At 70.3% G+C, this 13,303-nt stretch carries 14 protein-coding genes; 6 read left to right on the top strand and 8 right to left on the bottom strand.

Features of this window, described 5'->3' with window-relative positions:
* Positions 1–13 precede the first annotated feature (13 nt).
* Positions 14–850, bottom strand: coding sequence for an ESX secretion-associated protein EspG (locus tag BLW81_RS07085; RefSeq protein WP_083406577.1), 837 nt, complete (start codon positions 848–850; stop codon positions 14–16).
* The gene (locus tag BLW81_RS07080; RefSeq protein ID WP_083406576.1) at positions 847–1,167 is read right to left on the bottom strand and encodes an ESX-1 secretion-associated protein; all 321 of its coding nucleotides are present in this window, start codon (positions 1,165–1,167) and stop codon (positions 847–849) included. Before BLW81_RS07080 ends, BLW81_RS07085 begins: the two co-directional genes overlap by 4 nt.
* 591 nt (positions 1,168–1,758) lie before the next feature.
* Here BLW81_RS07080 and BLW81_RS07075 point away from each other — a divergent pair.
* On the top strand, positions 1,759–3,141 hold the full coding sequence (locus tag BLW81_RS07075) for a MinD/ParA family ATP-binding protein (protein ID WP_083406575.1): 1,383 nt from the start codon (positions 1,759–1,761) through the stop codon (positions 3,139–3,141).
* 3 nt (positions 3,142–3,144) lie between these two features.
* Here BLW81_RS07075 and BLW81_RS07070 read toward each other — a convergent pair whose 3' ends face one another.
* Positions 3,145–3,885 carry a helix-turn-helix domain-containing protein gene (locus tag BLW81_RS07070; RefSeq protein WP_083406574.1) on the bottom strand — a complete coding sequence of 247 codons (741 nt, stop codon included), beginning with the start codon at positions 3,883–3,885 and terminating at the stop codon, positions 3,145–3,147.
* A gap of 267 nt (positions 3,886–4,152) precedes the next feature.
* Between BLW81_RS07070 and BLW81_RS07065 the strand changes: the two genes are divergently transcribed.
* Positions 4,153–4,443 (top strand): WhiB family transcriptional regulator, encoded by a 291-nt coding sequence (locus BLW81_RS07065; RefSeq protein ID WP_083406573.1) that lies wholly within the window; start codon positions 4,153–4,155, stop codon positions 4,441–4,443.
* Between the two features lie 128 nt (positions 4,444–4,571).
* On the opposite strand, the gene BLW81_RS07060 is transcribed toward BLW81_RS07065, so the two are convergent.
* Positions 4,572–6,140, bottom strand: coding sequence for an acyl-CoA carboxylase subunit beta (locus tag BLW81_RS07060; RefSeq protein WP_083406572.1), 1,569 nt, complete (start codon positions 6,138–6,140; stop codon positions 4,572–4,574).
* A 94-nt stretch (positions 6,141–6,234) separates the two neighbouring features.
* On the opposite strand from BLW81_RS07060, the gene BLW81_RS07055 reads away from it, so the two are divergent.
* From BLW81_RS07055 to BLW81_RS07040, 4 genes are read left to right on the top strand one after another with little or no spacing between them, the layout of a single operon-like run.
* Positions 6,235–6,648, top strand: a complete 414-nt coding sequence (locus BLW81_RS07055; RefSeq protein ID WP_083406571.1) for an EVE domain-containing protein — start codon at positions 6,235–6,237, stop codon at positions 6,646–6,648.
* 28 nt (positions 6,649–6,676) lie between these two features.
* Positions 6,677–7,642 (top strand): pirin family protein, encoded by a 966-nt coding sequence (locus tag BLW81_RS07050; RefSeq protein ID WP_083406570.1) that lies wholly within the window; start codon positions 6,677–6,679, stop codon positions 7,640–7,642.
* 7 nt (positions 7,643–7,649) lie between these two features.
* A complete protein-coding gene (locus tag BLW81_RS07045) occupies positions 7,650–7,982 on the top strand; it encodes a GNAT family N-acetyltransferase (protein WP_083406569.1) in 333 nt (110 codons plus the stop codon).
* A gap of 20 nt (positions 7,983–8,002) precedes the next feature.
* Entirely contained in the window at positions 8,003–8,815 is an 813-nt protein-coding gene (locus BLW81_RS07040) for a thioesterase family protein (RefSeq protein ID WP_083406568.1), read from the top strand.
* Positions 8,816–8,969: 154 nt separating this feature from the next.
* Here the strand turns inward: BLW81_RS07040 and BLW81_RS07035 are convergent, their stop codons facing one another.
* The 4 genes from BLW81_RS07035 to BLW81_RS07020 all read right to left on the bottom strand — a co-directional run bounded on the left by BLW81_RS07035 (position 8,970) and on the right by BLW81_RS07020 (position 13,294).
* Complete coding sequence (locus BLW81_RS07035) at positions 8,970–9,926, bottom strand: hypothetical protein (RefSeq protein WP_083406567.1); 957 nt, start codon at positions 9,924–9,926, stop codon at positions 8,970–8,972.
* Between the two features lie 118 nt (positions 9,927–10,044).
* The gene (locus BLW81_RS07030; RefSeq protein WP_083406566.1) at positions 10,045–10,524 is read right to left on the bottom strand and encodes a nitroreductase family deazaflavin-dependent oxidoreductase; all 480 of its coding nucleotides are present in this window, start codon (positions 10,522–10,524) and stop codon (positions 10,045–10,047) included.
* 4 nt (positions 10,525–10,528) lie between these two features.
* Positions 10,529–11,029, bottom strand: a complete 501-nt coding sequence (locus BLW81_RS07025) for a pyridoxamine 5'-phosphate oxidase family protein (RefSeq protein ID WP_083406565.1) — start codon at positions 11,027–11,029, stop codon at positions 10,529–10,531.
* 12 nt (positions 11,030–11,041) lie between these two features.
* Entirely contained in the window at positions 11,042–13,294 is a 2,253-nt protein-coding gene (locus BLW81_RS07020) for a molybdopterin-dependent oxidoreductase (RefSeq protein ID WP_083406564.1), read from the bottom strand.
* Between the last annotated feature and the right edge of the window lie 9 nt (positions 13,295–13,303).

Here is a 13,303-nt window from a genome sequence, read left to right as displayed (position 1 = left end):
CCGTCACCTCACATCAATTCCGGCCGGGATCGGAGGTGTCCGCCGCGCTGTGGTCGAACCACTTGCCCGACGGCAGGAACTCGATCAAACCGTCGAGCGCACGCTGGAGGTTCTCGGGGCTGCCCGGCAGGAAACTGCCGTACAACTCGCCGCTGACCTTGCGCGGAATTGACACGATCCGGCCGTGCCGGGAATCGAGCACGCCGGCGGCCACGTCGGCCTGGGTGAACGTGCCACCCGGGTGGCGTTCGATGGCGGTGATCTCCACCCAGCTCTGCGGTTCGGCGATGATGTCGGCGTACGCGCGCGCCGACGCCGGCGCCACGCCGTAGGCCGCGATCTGGTTAGCGTCCCGGCATTCGGCCAGTTTGCTCGCCACGCCGGTCAACGGCTCCACATCCGCGGCGGTGGCGGAGCCGAGCACAGTGGTCACCATTCCCGCCAGACCGACCTGCGGCGCCACCCGCTGCAGGACGAGCATGTCACCGTCACGTGCGGCAACGACATGGCGATCCCCCTTGCGACACACCGTGAAGCGGACCATCTTGCCACCGAGGTCGCGCCGCCACCAGCGGGCTTCCAGCGTGCGATCGGCCCTGCTCAGGGTGTCGACCATTGCTGCGACCTCGGGGTGCGGTTCGCCGAACACGTCGAGCACGCCTTGGGCGGTGAGGTCGCGCGCGACCTGCTCCCACACCAGGTCGCGCAGGTCGGGCTGCGGGATGTTGAGCCGGATGCCGAGCGCGGTCGGGAACTCCGCCAGTCCGAGCCGGTCGGCGATCACCAGCATCCCGTCGATGGTGACCTCGACGCCGACGACGTCGTCGATGTGGGTGGCGTCCTGCCTCATGCCGGTCGCACCTGTGAGTCGAGGGCGCTGCCTTGGGCCTCGTCGGTCGAGCCGTAGCGTTTGGCGGCGTCGGTCAGCTTGTCGCGCAACGTGTCCGAGACGTTCGCCATCCTGTCGCCCGCGGAATGGCGGGACGAAAGGACGGCGTCGAGGGCGCTGGAGGTCGCCGAGGCGATGCTGCCGTGGGTGTTCTTGACCGCGGCGTCGACGCCTTCGGTGGCCACCGTCGCCGATCGGGTTTCGTGAGCCGCCCGCTCGTGCCGGACTGCCAGCTCGGACAGGTGCGCGGTGGTGACGCGGAGTTCTTCGCCGGACACGGTTCCTCGGCTCCTCACTTCTGGTCGTGTGGGGACGGCCTGACCGGGCGGGCGGCGGCTCGGCCCGCGTCCACGCTAACCGCCATCGGCGGGCGCGGGGGACCCGATTCGGGCGGCCTGCGCGACCGTTCGGCACCGCTCATCTGACATTGCCCGGCGTTTCTTTGCCACTGCGGGCGCGTGGCTGCCCATGACCCATCTTGATTGACCCCTTCGCCGAAAATCAGCGTACCAGCGGTCGGGTACCGGTCACGACATGAATTTGCGGACTCGTTCGAGCGGCGGACTGCAGTCGGTACCGGCGTCTCAGTTATTTCTCAGGAAGCCTGTCGCTGCATGTGGGGGCGTTTTGAGCAGTTGCTCAGCGAACCGCGTGACATGCCCCGATACCCTCGCGACGCGTGCCTCGGCTACCTCTCCACCATCGCCGCGCGCAGGCCCTCGCGTGGGTTGGGGCGGTCTGCTGCCCCACCCGGCGCCGCACGCTGCCGCCAGTGGTAATCGAGTTTGCTGGTGAGCTGACGAATGCCGGCCGGTCGGGTAGTTGATACTTGTGGAGGGGCCGACGCACGACATTCGGAGGAGAGCGCTGTGACCGACCGCGATGACGAATTGCGGAGAAAGCTCGGCTGGACCGGCCCCGAGGAGACCGACTTCGAACCGTCGTCCCGGGAGCCCGAGCCCACCCCTCCCCCGCGACCGCCGGCCCCGCCGCGGCCACCCGTCGAGTTTCCCGCGCCCGAGCCGCCCGCCGAGCCGTCCACCGCGTTCCGCGACACCCAGCCGTTCACCGAGGCGGACCGGGCGGTGGGCGGATTCCGGCCCCCGCAATCGCCCTACGGCCCGCCGCCGGGATCGGCGCGCGACACCGGCCCGCTGACCGCGGGCGGACGGCCGGATCCGGGCCCGTGGGGTCCGCAGCAGCCGGTCCGGCAACCGCCGCGTCCGCCGCAGCGCCCCGGTCCGCCGCCGCAGCCGGGGCAACCGCCGGTCGGGCAGTGGCCCGCCCCCGAACAGCGCCCGCCGGGTTCGTTCGCCGAGCGCATCCGCGCCGACGAACTCGTCCCGGCCCGCCGCGCGGCCCCCACCCGGGGCTGGCGGCTGGCCCTCTACCGCGCCAGCTTCGGGCTGATCAACGTCGGCCCCGGTCCCGAGGAGGTCCGCCAGGCCGAACTGGAGGCCCAGATCCGGTCCGGGCTGCGCGGCCACTACAAGGTCGGCGTGATGGGCAAGGGCGGGGTCGGTAAGACGACCGTGTCCGCCAGCGTCGGGTCGGTGTTCGCCGAACTGCGCCAGGACGACCGGGTGGTGGCGATCGACGCCGACACCGCCTTCGGCAAGCTCGGCAGCCGCGTCGACCCGCGGGCGCAGGGCTCCTACTGGGAGCTGGCGTCCGACCAGCACCTGGAAACGTTCGCCGATGTGCGCAGCCGGGTCGGCAACAACGCCGCCGGCCTGTTCGTCCTCGCCGGTGAGGGGACACCGGCACGGCGCCGGGTCCTCGATCCGGCGATCTACCGCGAGGCGACGTCGCGCCTGGACCGGCACTTCACGATCTCGATCATCGACTGCAGTTCGACGATGGACAGCCCGGTCACCCAGGAGGTGCTGCGCGACCTCGACGCGCTGATCGTGGTGTCGTCGCCGTGGGTCGACGGTGCCGCCGCCGCCGGCCAGACGCTGGATTGGCTGGCCGCGCGCGGCTTGACCTCGTTGCTCCAGCGGACCGTCATCGTGCTCAACGACTCCGACGGACACGCCGACAAGCGGACGAGATCGATTCTGGCGCAGCAGTTCTCGAGTCAGGGCCAGCGGGTCATCGAGGTTCCGTTCGACGGACATCTGCGGCCGGGCGGGGTCATCAGCGGAACGGCCGAGATGTCCACGGCGACGCGACGGCGCTTCCTCGAGATCGCCGCCGCGCTGGCCGAGCATTTCCCGACCCACGACGACCGCAGCCGCGACCGCTTCTGACCGCTAGGCGAACAACGCCAGGAACCCCTCGATCGCCTCGGCGACCGGTGCCGCGACCGGCTGCTCGGACTCGGCGGCCACCACGTCGTCCTCGGATATCCTGGCCGCCTCGGCGGTTTCACTGATCGTCAGGTTGGCGCTGCGGCGCGCCGCATACAGCCGCTGACCGAGGGTGGGCCGCGGTGAGCGTGCCGCCCGCAGCATCAGATCGTCGTAGCGGGTGCGGACCGCGCTCAGCGCTTTGATCAGCGCGGGCGTCACCTTGCTGATGCGCGCCGCCTGCGCGGCGACACCCTCCAACTGGCGAAGATCGGCGAGGATCGCGGTCACCTTCGCCGGGAAATCGGGGTGCTCGGTCGGCGGCAAGGCCGCGATCGCCGTGTCGAACGTGCCCGCGGCGGTGATCACCGCCTGCGCGATCAACGGCACGTCCTCGCCGGACGTCGGCGCAGGCGCCACCCGCGCGGGCCTGTCGACGGCGACCGGTTCCCCCCGCCGGAGTCGCGTGATCGCGCCCGGCGGCCACTGGAGAACCTCCTCGAGCTTTGCCCGGGTGCGTTCGCGCGGCCAGCTCCTGCCCTTCTCGAACGCGATCAGCGCGCCGGCGTTGATGATGCCGTCCGCGGCCAGGCGGCGCTGGCTGATGTTCAGTTCGCGACGTCGTGCGGCAGCCGCGGCGCCTGCGCGCGCCATCCCGGGATCCACAGGCTCCATCGACTCGGCGGTCGACTCGGGCTGGGTCATGGCGCGGCGGTCCCTAGGCGTCAGAGCGGTGAAGCGGCCCCGTAATCGTAGCGGTCGCGGGCATCGATGCTACGGCTTGGGTCCTCGCGCGCGTCAGTTCATAGTGGTCTGACGCTACGGTTGTTTGGGCTCGCCGCTACGGTTACGTCGCAGTTGTACCCTCCAGGCAGCTCGCGCCACCATTAACTGTTGCATTGCTACGGTTTGTGCGCTACGTTTTGCTGCATCCGCGGCGGACATGCCGCAGAGGCCAAGAGGAGAACCGCAATGAACACCACGGAGTGGGACGAAATCCCCGTCGGCGCCTGCACCCGCGACCCCGAACGGTGGACCACATCGGCCGACGAGGAAGCCAAGGCCATCTGCCGGGCGTGCCCGCGACGCTGGCTGTGCGCCCGCGAGGCCTGCGAACTGCCGCGCGCCGAGGGCCTGTGGGCGGGCATCTACGTCCCGGAGGCCGGCCGGGGCCGCACGTTTGCCCTGCGCCAGCTCAAGTCGCTGGCCGAGCGCAATGGTCACCCGGTGCGCGAGCGGCGGCTGTACGCGGAGTCCGCCTGAGCCGGAATAACCCGAACCTGTGCACGGTTGATCGATGCGACGGTGCCGGGCATGCCCCGGGCCCCAACCTCACAGTCGCTTCGAGCGACCACCCGCCGAGAGGCGCAGGCGGCACCGTCCTCAATCCACTACCAGGTGTCGACGAACCGGCGGTGCGCCGCGCCCGGCGCGTGTGCGCACGCCGCGGCCAACGTGTTGACGATGAATTCCCTGGTCTGCGCCGGGTCGATCACGTCGTCGATCTCGAAGAGCGCAGCGGCGTTGAGCGCCTTGGCGTTCTCCTGCGCAGCCGCGGTCGCCTGCCGTACCCGTTCCTCGCGCTCGGCGGCATCGGCGATCGCGTCGAGTTCCTTGCGCAGACCCAACCGCACGGCGCCCTCGAGCCCCATCGGCCCCAGGTGCGCACCCGGCCACGCCACCGTCAGCGCGGGTTCGTGCATGCTCCCGCCGACCATCGCCTGCGCGCCGAGCCCGTAGCCGCGGCGCAGCACGACCGCGACCAGCGGGACGTCGAGTGCCGCGCCGGCGACCAGCATCCGCGATGCCCGTCGTACCAGTGCCTCCGACTCGGCCGCCGGCCCGACCATGTAGCCGGGGCAGTCGACGAGCGAGATGACCGGTAGCCCGAAAGCGTTGCACAGCTGCAGGAATCGTGCCGCCTTGTCGGCGGCGCGCGCGGTGATCGCACCGGCCATCACCATCGTGTTGTTGGCGATCACGCCGACCGCTCGGCCGTCGATGCGGGCCAGCGCGGTCACCATCTCGGGCGCGAACCGCGGTCGCAGCATCGTTACCGAGCCGGTGTCGGCCAGGGTCTCGATGATCGGCTGCACCTGATACGCGCGACGCGCCCGCTCGGGAACCATTGTGCGCAAACGGTTCTGGTCGGCCACCGGGCCCGGTGCCGTCGCGCCCTGGAAATAGCCGAGCAGACGTTTGGTGACGGCGACCGCCTCGGCCTCGTCGGGCACCACGACGTCGACGACGCCGTTGGGCTCCTGCATGCTGATCGGGCCGACCTCGTCGGGCGGCACGTCGCCGAGGCCGCCGCCGGCGATCATCGCGGGCCCGCCCATGCCGATCGAGGTGTCCGCGGTGGCGACGATGAGGTCGGCGCAGCCCGCGATCACCGCGTTGCCCGCGAAACACCGGCCCCGGACCACCGCGATGCGCGGCACCAACCCGGACAGCGCCGCCCACAGTTTGAACGCGCGCGCGTCGAGCGCCGACACCACCGGATAGTCGGTGTCGCCCGGCCGCCCGCCGCCGCCCTCGGCGAAGAACACCGTCGGCAACCGCATCCGCTCGATCAACTCGAACAGCCGGTCCTTCTTGCGGTGCCCCAACGCGCCCTGCGTGCCGGCCAGCACCGTGTAGTCGTACGACAGCACCGCGCACGCGCTGGCGGCTTCCCCGAACAGGTCCCCGTTGATCCGCGCGGTGCCCGCGATGAGACCGTCGGCGGGGGTGCGGGCGATCAGGTCGGCGAGGTCGCGCCGGTGCCGCTGCGCCGCGATCGCGAAACGCCCGTACTCGACGAACGAGCCCTCGTCGACCAGGTCGGCCAGGTTCTCGCGGGCGGTCCTGGCGCCCGCGGCGTGCCGTTTGGCCACCGCGTCGGGGCGGCCGGCGTCCTCCGTCAGCGCGCGGCGGCGCAGCAACTCGGCGTGGTCGTCGCGCAGCGGCTCATCACCCACGGCGTCCGATGCTATCCGCCTGCCCGGCAGAGTTATCCACAAGCAGGCACGCAGAGACAGGCAAGTTGTCGGCCCGCGCGCTTAGCGTGCGGACATGACGAACTGGATAAACACCGTGAGCCGTGATCACGTCGAACTCGCAGTGCGGGGCCGCTTCACTCAGGCCAACCACGGCAAGGCCGCCATGCTGCGCAAGATGGCGCGCGGCGACTGGATCGCCTTCTATTCACCGCGCGTCGTCTACCCCGATGGGGAACCGCTGCAGGCGTTCACCGCGATCGGGCGCATCGCCGACGACGAGCCCTATCTCGATCCGATCGCCCCCGACGTCGAACGGTGGCGGCGCAACGTGGACTTCCTCGACTGCGTCGAAACCCCCATCCGCCCGCTCATCGAGCAGCTCGACTTCATCGAGGACAAGCAGCGGTGGGGCTTCAAGTTCCGGTTCGGCGTGTTCAAGGTCGACGACCACGACCTCGAGGTGATCCGCTCGGCGATGACCGGCTGATTTCGCGCCGCGGGCCTACGCTGGCCCCGTGAGCAACACCGATACGGCGCCGGCCGAAGTCACCTGCGCGCCATCGCCGTTCGCGGGCGTCCTGCATGCGCGGGAGGTGCCGCTCGGCGGGCCCCGCGCCATCCGGGTGCGACGGACACTGCCGCAGCGGCAGCGCTCGCTGATCGGGGCGTGGTGCTTCGCCGACCACTACGGTCCGCACGACGTTCGCGGCGGAGTCGGGATGGACGTCCCGCCGCATCCGCACACCGGACTGCAGACCGTGAGCTGGCTGTTCAGCGGCGAGGTCGAGCACCGCGACAGCGCGGGTGTGCACGCGCTGGTGCGCCCCGGCGAGCTGAACCTGATGACCGCCGGTGCCGGGATCTGCCACTCGGAGGTGTCGACGCCGGCGACCGACATCCTGCACGGCGTGCAACTGTGGGTGGCGCTGCCCGACGAGGCGCGGAACACCTCGCGCGACTTCGCGCACTACGTCCCGGTGCCGCGGTCGGTGGACGGGGCGACGCTGCGGGTGTTCCTCGGGCGTCTCGCCGGTGAGCAGTCCCCGGTCCACACGTTCACACCGCTGTTGGGTGCACAGGTCGACCTCGACCCCGGCGCATCGGTGACCTTCGACGTCGACCCCGCCTTCGAACACGGCGTGCTGCTCGACCACGGCGCGGTGCGGGTCGGCGCGGACACGCTCGACGTCGCCGACCTGTGGTTCCAGGCCGCCGGCAGCGACCGGCTCAGTTTGCACAACGACGGGCCCGACGCCGCGCGGGTCGTGTTGCTCGGCGGCCCGCCCTTCCCCGAACAGCTGCTGATGTGGTGGAACTTCGTCGGCCGCAGCCACGACGAGATCGCCGAGTATCGGCGCCAGTGGGAGGCCGGTGACGACCGGTTCGGCGCGGTGTCCGGTTATCGCGGCGCGGTCACCCGCCTGCCCGCCCCGCCCCTGCCGAAGGCGACGTTGCGTCCGCGGCCCCGCCCGGGGGTATAGAGACCACATGACCACCGACAAGACCGGAGCCCCGACCGAAGTCACCGCCGAGTCCAACCGCTACACCATCGCCGTGGACGGCCAGCAGGTCGGCCAGGCCGAGTTCGCCGACCGTGACGGGCAGCGAGTCTTCACCCATACCGAGGTGAACAGCGAATTCGAGGGCCGCGGACTGGCGACCATCCTGATCAGCGAAGCACTGCAGCAGACCCGCGACGCCGGCCTGCGCATCGTCCCTGTCTGCGAGATGGTCGCCTCGTACGTCGGCAAACACGACGAGTACGCCGACGCCGTCGATCCCGCGGACGCTGACGTCAAGCGCTGGCTGGCAGAAAGTTAGGTCCCGCTATCGTCGTCGCGGTGACTTCAGCGTCGACGGCGTTCTTCACCCCCGACGGGGACGCGTTCGTCCCCCACCCCATCGCGCAGGGACCGTGGGGCCAGACGATCAGCGGCAACTACGTCGGCGGACTGCTCGGCTACGTCCTCGAACGCGATGCCGGCGATCCCGACTTCCAACCGACCCGCCTGACCGTCGACCTGTTCCGGCCCGCCGCGCTCGCGCCCGTGCGGGTCGCCACGACCGTCGTCCGTGCGGGACGGCGCCTCAAGCTCGTCGACGCGCTGATGACCCAGGACGAGACCGTCGTCGCGCGCGCCACTGCGCTGTTCCTGCGCCGCGGCGAGCAGCCCACCGACCCGATCTTCTCCACGCCGGTCAACATGCCGCCGATCCCGCCGACGCCCGACCCGATTCCGCGCGGGCTGTCGACGCTGGTGTGGACCTACGGCCGCGAGGACCACACTCCGGGGCCGGGCGCCGGGCTCGCCGGCTGGCAGCACTCGGGACCTAAGCAGATCTGGGTGCGCGACGTCCGCCCGCTGGTCGCCGGCGCCGGCCTCACCCCGTTCAGCCGCGCCGCGATGGCCGGCGACATGGTCAGCTCGTTGACCCACTTCGGGCCCAGCGGCCTGCAGTTCATCAACGCCGACTACACGGTGACGCTGTCCCGGCTGCCCGACGGGCCCTACCTGGGGCTGACGGCGCTGACGCATTTCAGCCACGACGGCGTCGCCACCGGCACCGCGACCCTCGTCGATCAGCACGGTCCGATCGGTAGCGGCATCGCCAACGCCCTGGCCAACCCCGGGTTCAGCCCACCGCGGATGTAACGGCCTCGGGTGTAGCGGCCCGTTCGGCGCCGAGATCGACGTGAGGGTCGTGGATCGACGAGTTTCACAGCCCTGCTGTAGAACTCGCGAAACACCCCCGACACGAAGAACACCCCGCGGTTTCCCGCGGGGTGCTCTCGTGCCATCCGGAAAGTCAGCTGATGCCGACGACCTCCTGCGCGATGTCGGCCAGGCGCGTCTGCGCCGCCGAGATCAGCCGCTGGCGGTTCTTGTGCATCTCCTCGTAGGCGATGATCGTGCGGATGTCCGACGGCTCCTCGAGCTCCTTGACCGCGGCGATCGCGTCGGTCTGGTTGAGCTCGTCGTAACCGTCGATGGGCAGCTCGTCGGCGTCGACGACACCGCCCTCGGCGCGGGCCTTGTGCAGCGCGTCGGCCGCGTCACCTGCGCCCTCACGGCGGACGACCTTCTCCGCGCTGCGCAGCGCACCGTCACGCGAGGCGCCGAGCGCCTTGAGCGTGATCTCGCCGGCACGCTGAGCGCGCTCCCGCAGGTCCTCGACGGCGGGTCCGGTCGAGCGCAGCAGTTCGGCGAACCGCTCGACCGACTGCGCGGACCACTGGCCCGGCATGTTGATCAGCTTCACCGCGGTGCCCGCGGCGGCCTGCAGCGGGGTGCGCTGCAGCGCGGCCGGGCCGCCGAGCGCGTCCTCGGCCAGCACGGTGGTCAGCCAGCTCACGGTCGCGGAGTGGGCGGTGATCAGCCGGTCGGCCAGCGCCTGCACGTCGGGCTTCTTGTCCGCGACGGCCAGCGCCTTGATGTAGCGGGCGCGGTCGAGCAGCTGGTTCTCCAGGGCCAGGTCGCCCAGCAGGGCCTCGTCGAACGGCTGTGCCTGCTCGGTCAGCGCCTTGACCGCGGCGGCCGCGCGTCCCAGGAACGGGCCGACGGTGTCGGGGAAGCCGCCCAGATCGCGGATCGCCTGCTGAATCTCCTCGGCGCGGATGCGGCCGTTCTCGGCGTTCTCGGTCAGCTCACGGCGCACCGCTTCGGTGCGAGCCTGCGTGATCCGGGTCTCGGCGATCTGGATCTCGGTGTGGGTGAGGTCGAGAAGAGTGCGCAACTGCGCAATCAGCGTGTTGGTGGTAGTCATCGTGGAAATCGCCCCTTAAGCGTTGACGGATTCGGTCGGCGCTGGGGTGCACCTGCCTAGTTGGCTACCCGACCCGTGGGGGCACTCGAACGCGTCAGCGGTGTGAGATGGATCGCACTCAGCGCGGCTGCAGGGTGACCACGGGAATCTCCCGGTCGGCCCACGCCTGATAGGTGTCGAAGTCGGCGTACGCCTCGACGAGCTTCGGCCACAGCCGTGCCTTTTGCTCGGGTGACGCGGTCACCGCGCGTACCGGGCGGCGGTCCGAACCGATCTCGACGAACGCCTCCGGATTGGCCACCAGGTTGCGGTACCACTGCGGATCGGTGTCGCGGCCGCCCTGCGACGCCACCACGATGATGTCCTCGCCGTCGTGGATGTAGACCAGCGGCGAGACCAGCCGGCGGCCCGATTTACGGCCGATGTGTTCGAGCAGCAGCGTCGGCACCGGCTTCTTGAAGCCGGCCCCCACCCGCCACGTCGCGCCGATCTTGCCGCCGGAGCGCCGGTACACCCAGACGTGCGCCTTGCCGGCGTATTTCATGATCGTCGTGACGAACGGCGAGTTCAGTTGCTTGGGTTTGGCGTTCGGGTCCATGGGCTCAACCTAGATACTGGGCGGTGGTGCCGCCGACGGGCATCTCGGGCATGCCGAGCTTGCGGTGGTCCCAGCTGCGGGTCCGGCTGGGCACCACCCGCACGCAGATGCGGTTGTTCATCATCTGGTCGACGAACGGGCGCATCTCGTCGGTGTAGGGCCCGGTGTAGCGCTCCCACACGCTGATCCCTACGCGCAGAACGGTTTCCGGGTCGTCGACGATCTCGGCGGTGCCGTCGATCGACACGCCGCGCAGCGTGTCGTAGGTCAGCCCGTCCTCGATCATCACGGTGACGCGCGGGTCACGCCGAAGGTTGACCGCCTTCTGCGATTTGGCCTTCGTCTCGAACCAGATCTCGCCGTCGAGCACGGCGTACCACATGGCCACCAGGTGCGGCCGCCCGTCGGAGAGCACCGTCGCCAGCGTCGCGGTCCGACTGCGTTCAATGAAGTCGGCGATCTCGTCGCCGGACATGACGATCTTCGCGCGTTCGTTCTTGCCCACAATCCGATCTTGTCAGGTCGTCGACGGCGACACCGTCACCGGGATACCGTTCAGCGCGCCGTTGCCCGACGGTTCGTCGAGGAACGTCGGCGGCGACAGGACATTGGTGTTGACCCCCGGGGATGCGTTGGCCACCGACAGTCGCGTGCCGGGCTTGCCGTGGCCCCAGCCGTGCGGCATCGACACCACACCCGGCTTGATCGCGTCGGTCACCTCGACCGGCACGTCGATGCAGCCGCCCGCCGAGGCCACCGCCACGACGTCGCCGGTCGCGACGCCCCGCCGGGCCGCGTCGTCGGGATGCATCAGCAGCGTGCACCGGTCGCGGCCCTTCATCAACGGGCCCACGTTGTGCAGCCACGAGTTGTTCGACCGTAAGTGCCTGCGGCTCACCAGAACCAGCTCATCGGGTGCACGGTTCAGCCGCGCGGCGAGGCGGGGCACGTCGTCGAGCAGGTACTGCGGCGCGAGCCGGATCTTTTTGTCGGCGGTGCCGAGCACCTCCGGAATCCGCGGGACCATCGGCCCGAAGTTGACGCCGTTGGGCTGGGCCTTGAGCTTGTCGAGGGTCAGCCCGTCGGGGTGCTCGCCGTAACGGTCGCCGAACGGGCCCGTGCGCAGCGTGAGGTCGAGGATGCGCTCGGGCCCGCCGCGCGTGTAGTGCTTGCGCAGTTCGGCGCCGTCGAGGCCCTGCGTGAACGCCATGTAGTCGAAGAAGCCGTCGTCGATCGCCGCGACGTCGACGTCCTCGGCCGGGGTGCCCGTGCACAGGCCGGTGAGCCGGATCAGGATCTCCCACTCCTGCGGCCGGTCCGGATCCTCGGGTTCGAACACCGGTGCCGAGTAGTTCGCGATGCTGTTGATCGCGAAGTTGAGGATCAGGTCGTCGTGGTGTGGCTGCTCCAGCGGTGACGGTGCGGGCAGGATCACGTCGGCGTGCCTAGTGGTCTCGTTGAGCCACAGGTCGACGGCGATCATCGCGTCGAGCTTCGGCAGGGCCTCGTCGAGCAGGTGGCCGGCGGGTGTGGACAGCACCGGGTTGCCCGCGACGGTGATCAGCGCCTTGATCTGCCCCTCCCCCGGCGTCGCGATCTCCTCGGCCAGACACGAGACCGGAACCTGGCCGAGCACCTCCTTGGCGCCGCGCACGCGGGTGCGGAACCGGCCGAACTCCGGTGCGCCGTCCTCGAGACCTGGGATGGGCTGCACGGTCACCGACCACGCGGCGGCCAGCGGGAACATGGCGCCGCCGACGGTGTCGAAGTGCCCGGTGAGGATGTTGACGACGTCGACAAGCCAACTGGCCAGGCTGCCGAACTCCTGGTTGCACAACCCGATTCGGCCGTACACGACGGCACGTTGGGTGCCTGCCAATTCGCGGGCGAGCGCGCGGATGCGTTCGGCGTCGATGCCGGTGACGTCGGCGACCCGCTCTGGCGGCCAGTCCGCGGTCACCGCCCGCAGCCGGTCCAGCCCGTCGATGTGGGGCGCCAGGGCACCGAGGTCGACCAGGTCCTCGGCGAACAGCGTGTGCGAGACGGCCAGCAGCAGCGCCGCGTCGGTGCCGGGGGTGATCGGCAGCCATTCGTCGGCGCGGGCGGCGGTGGCGGTGCGGACCGGGTCCACGACGATCACCCTGCCGCGCTTGCGGATCGCGTCGATGATGCCCATCACGTCGGGTGCGGCCAGCAGCGAGCCCTGCGAGGCGGCGGGGTTGGCGCCCATCACGATCAGCAGGTCGGTGCGTTCGATGTCGGGCACCGGGAAGGTCCACCAGCCGCCGTACATGAGGTGCGACGACAGGTTCTTGGGCCACTGATCGACGGTTCCGGGTGAGTAGCTCAGCGGGATGCCCGACATGCCGAGCAGCACGCCGGTGTAGCGGCCGAGCGAGAACGAATGTGCGAGCGGGTTTCCGGTGTAGCAGGTGACCGCGCCGATGCCGTATCTCTCGATGACCGGGGCCAGCAGTTCGGTGCAGCGACGGAAGGCGGCGTCCCAGCTGACCTCGCGCCACTGCCCGTCGACCTTGATCAGCGGCCGGCGAATCCGGTCCGGGTCCTCATGCACCGCGCCCAGCGTGGCGCCCTTCGGGCAGATGTGGCCGCGGCTCCAGGTGTCGTCGCGGTTGCCCCGGATGCTGCTGACGCGGCCGCCGTCGACGTGAATCTCCAGCCCGCACATGGCTTCACATAAGGGGCAGGTGTACAGGTGGCGGCCGTCCTCGCCGACACCCGCCAATAGGTTCGTCTGCGCGAGCGTCACCGTCGCCGC

Source organism: Mycolicibacterium rutilum (assembly GCF_900108565.1).
Lineage (GTDB): Bacteria > Actinomycetota > Actinomycetes > Mycobacteriales > Mycobacteriaceae > Mycobacterium > Mycobacterium rutilum.
This window is presented reverse-complemented; position numbering and strand designations above follow the sequence as displayed.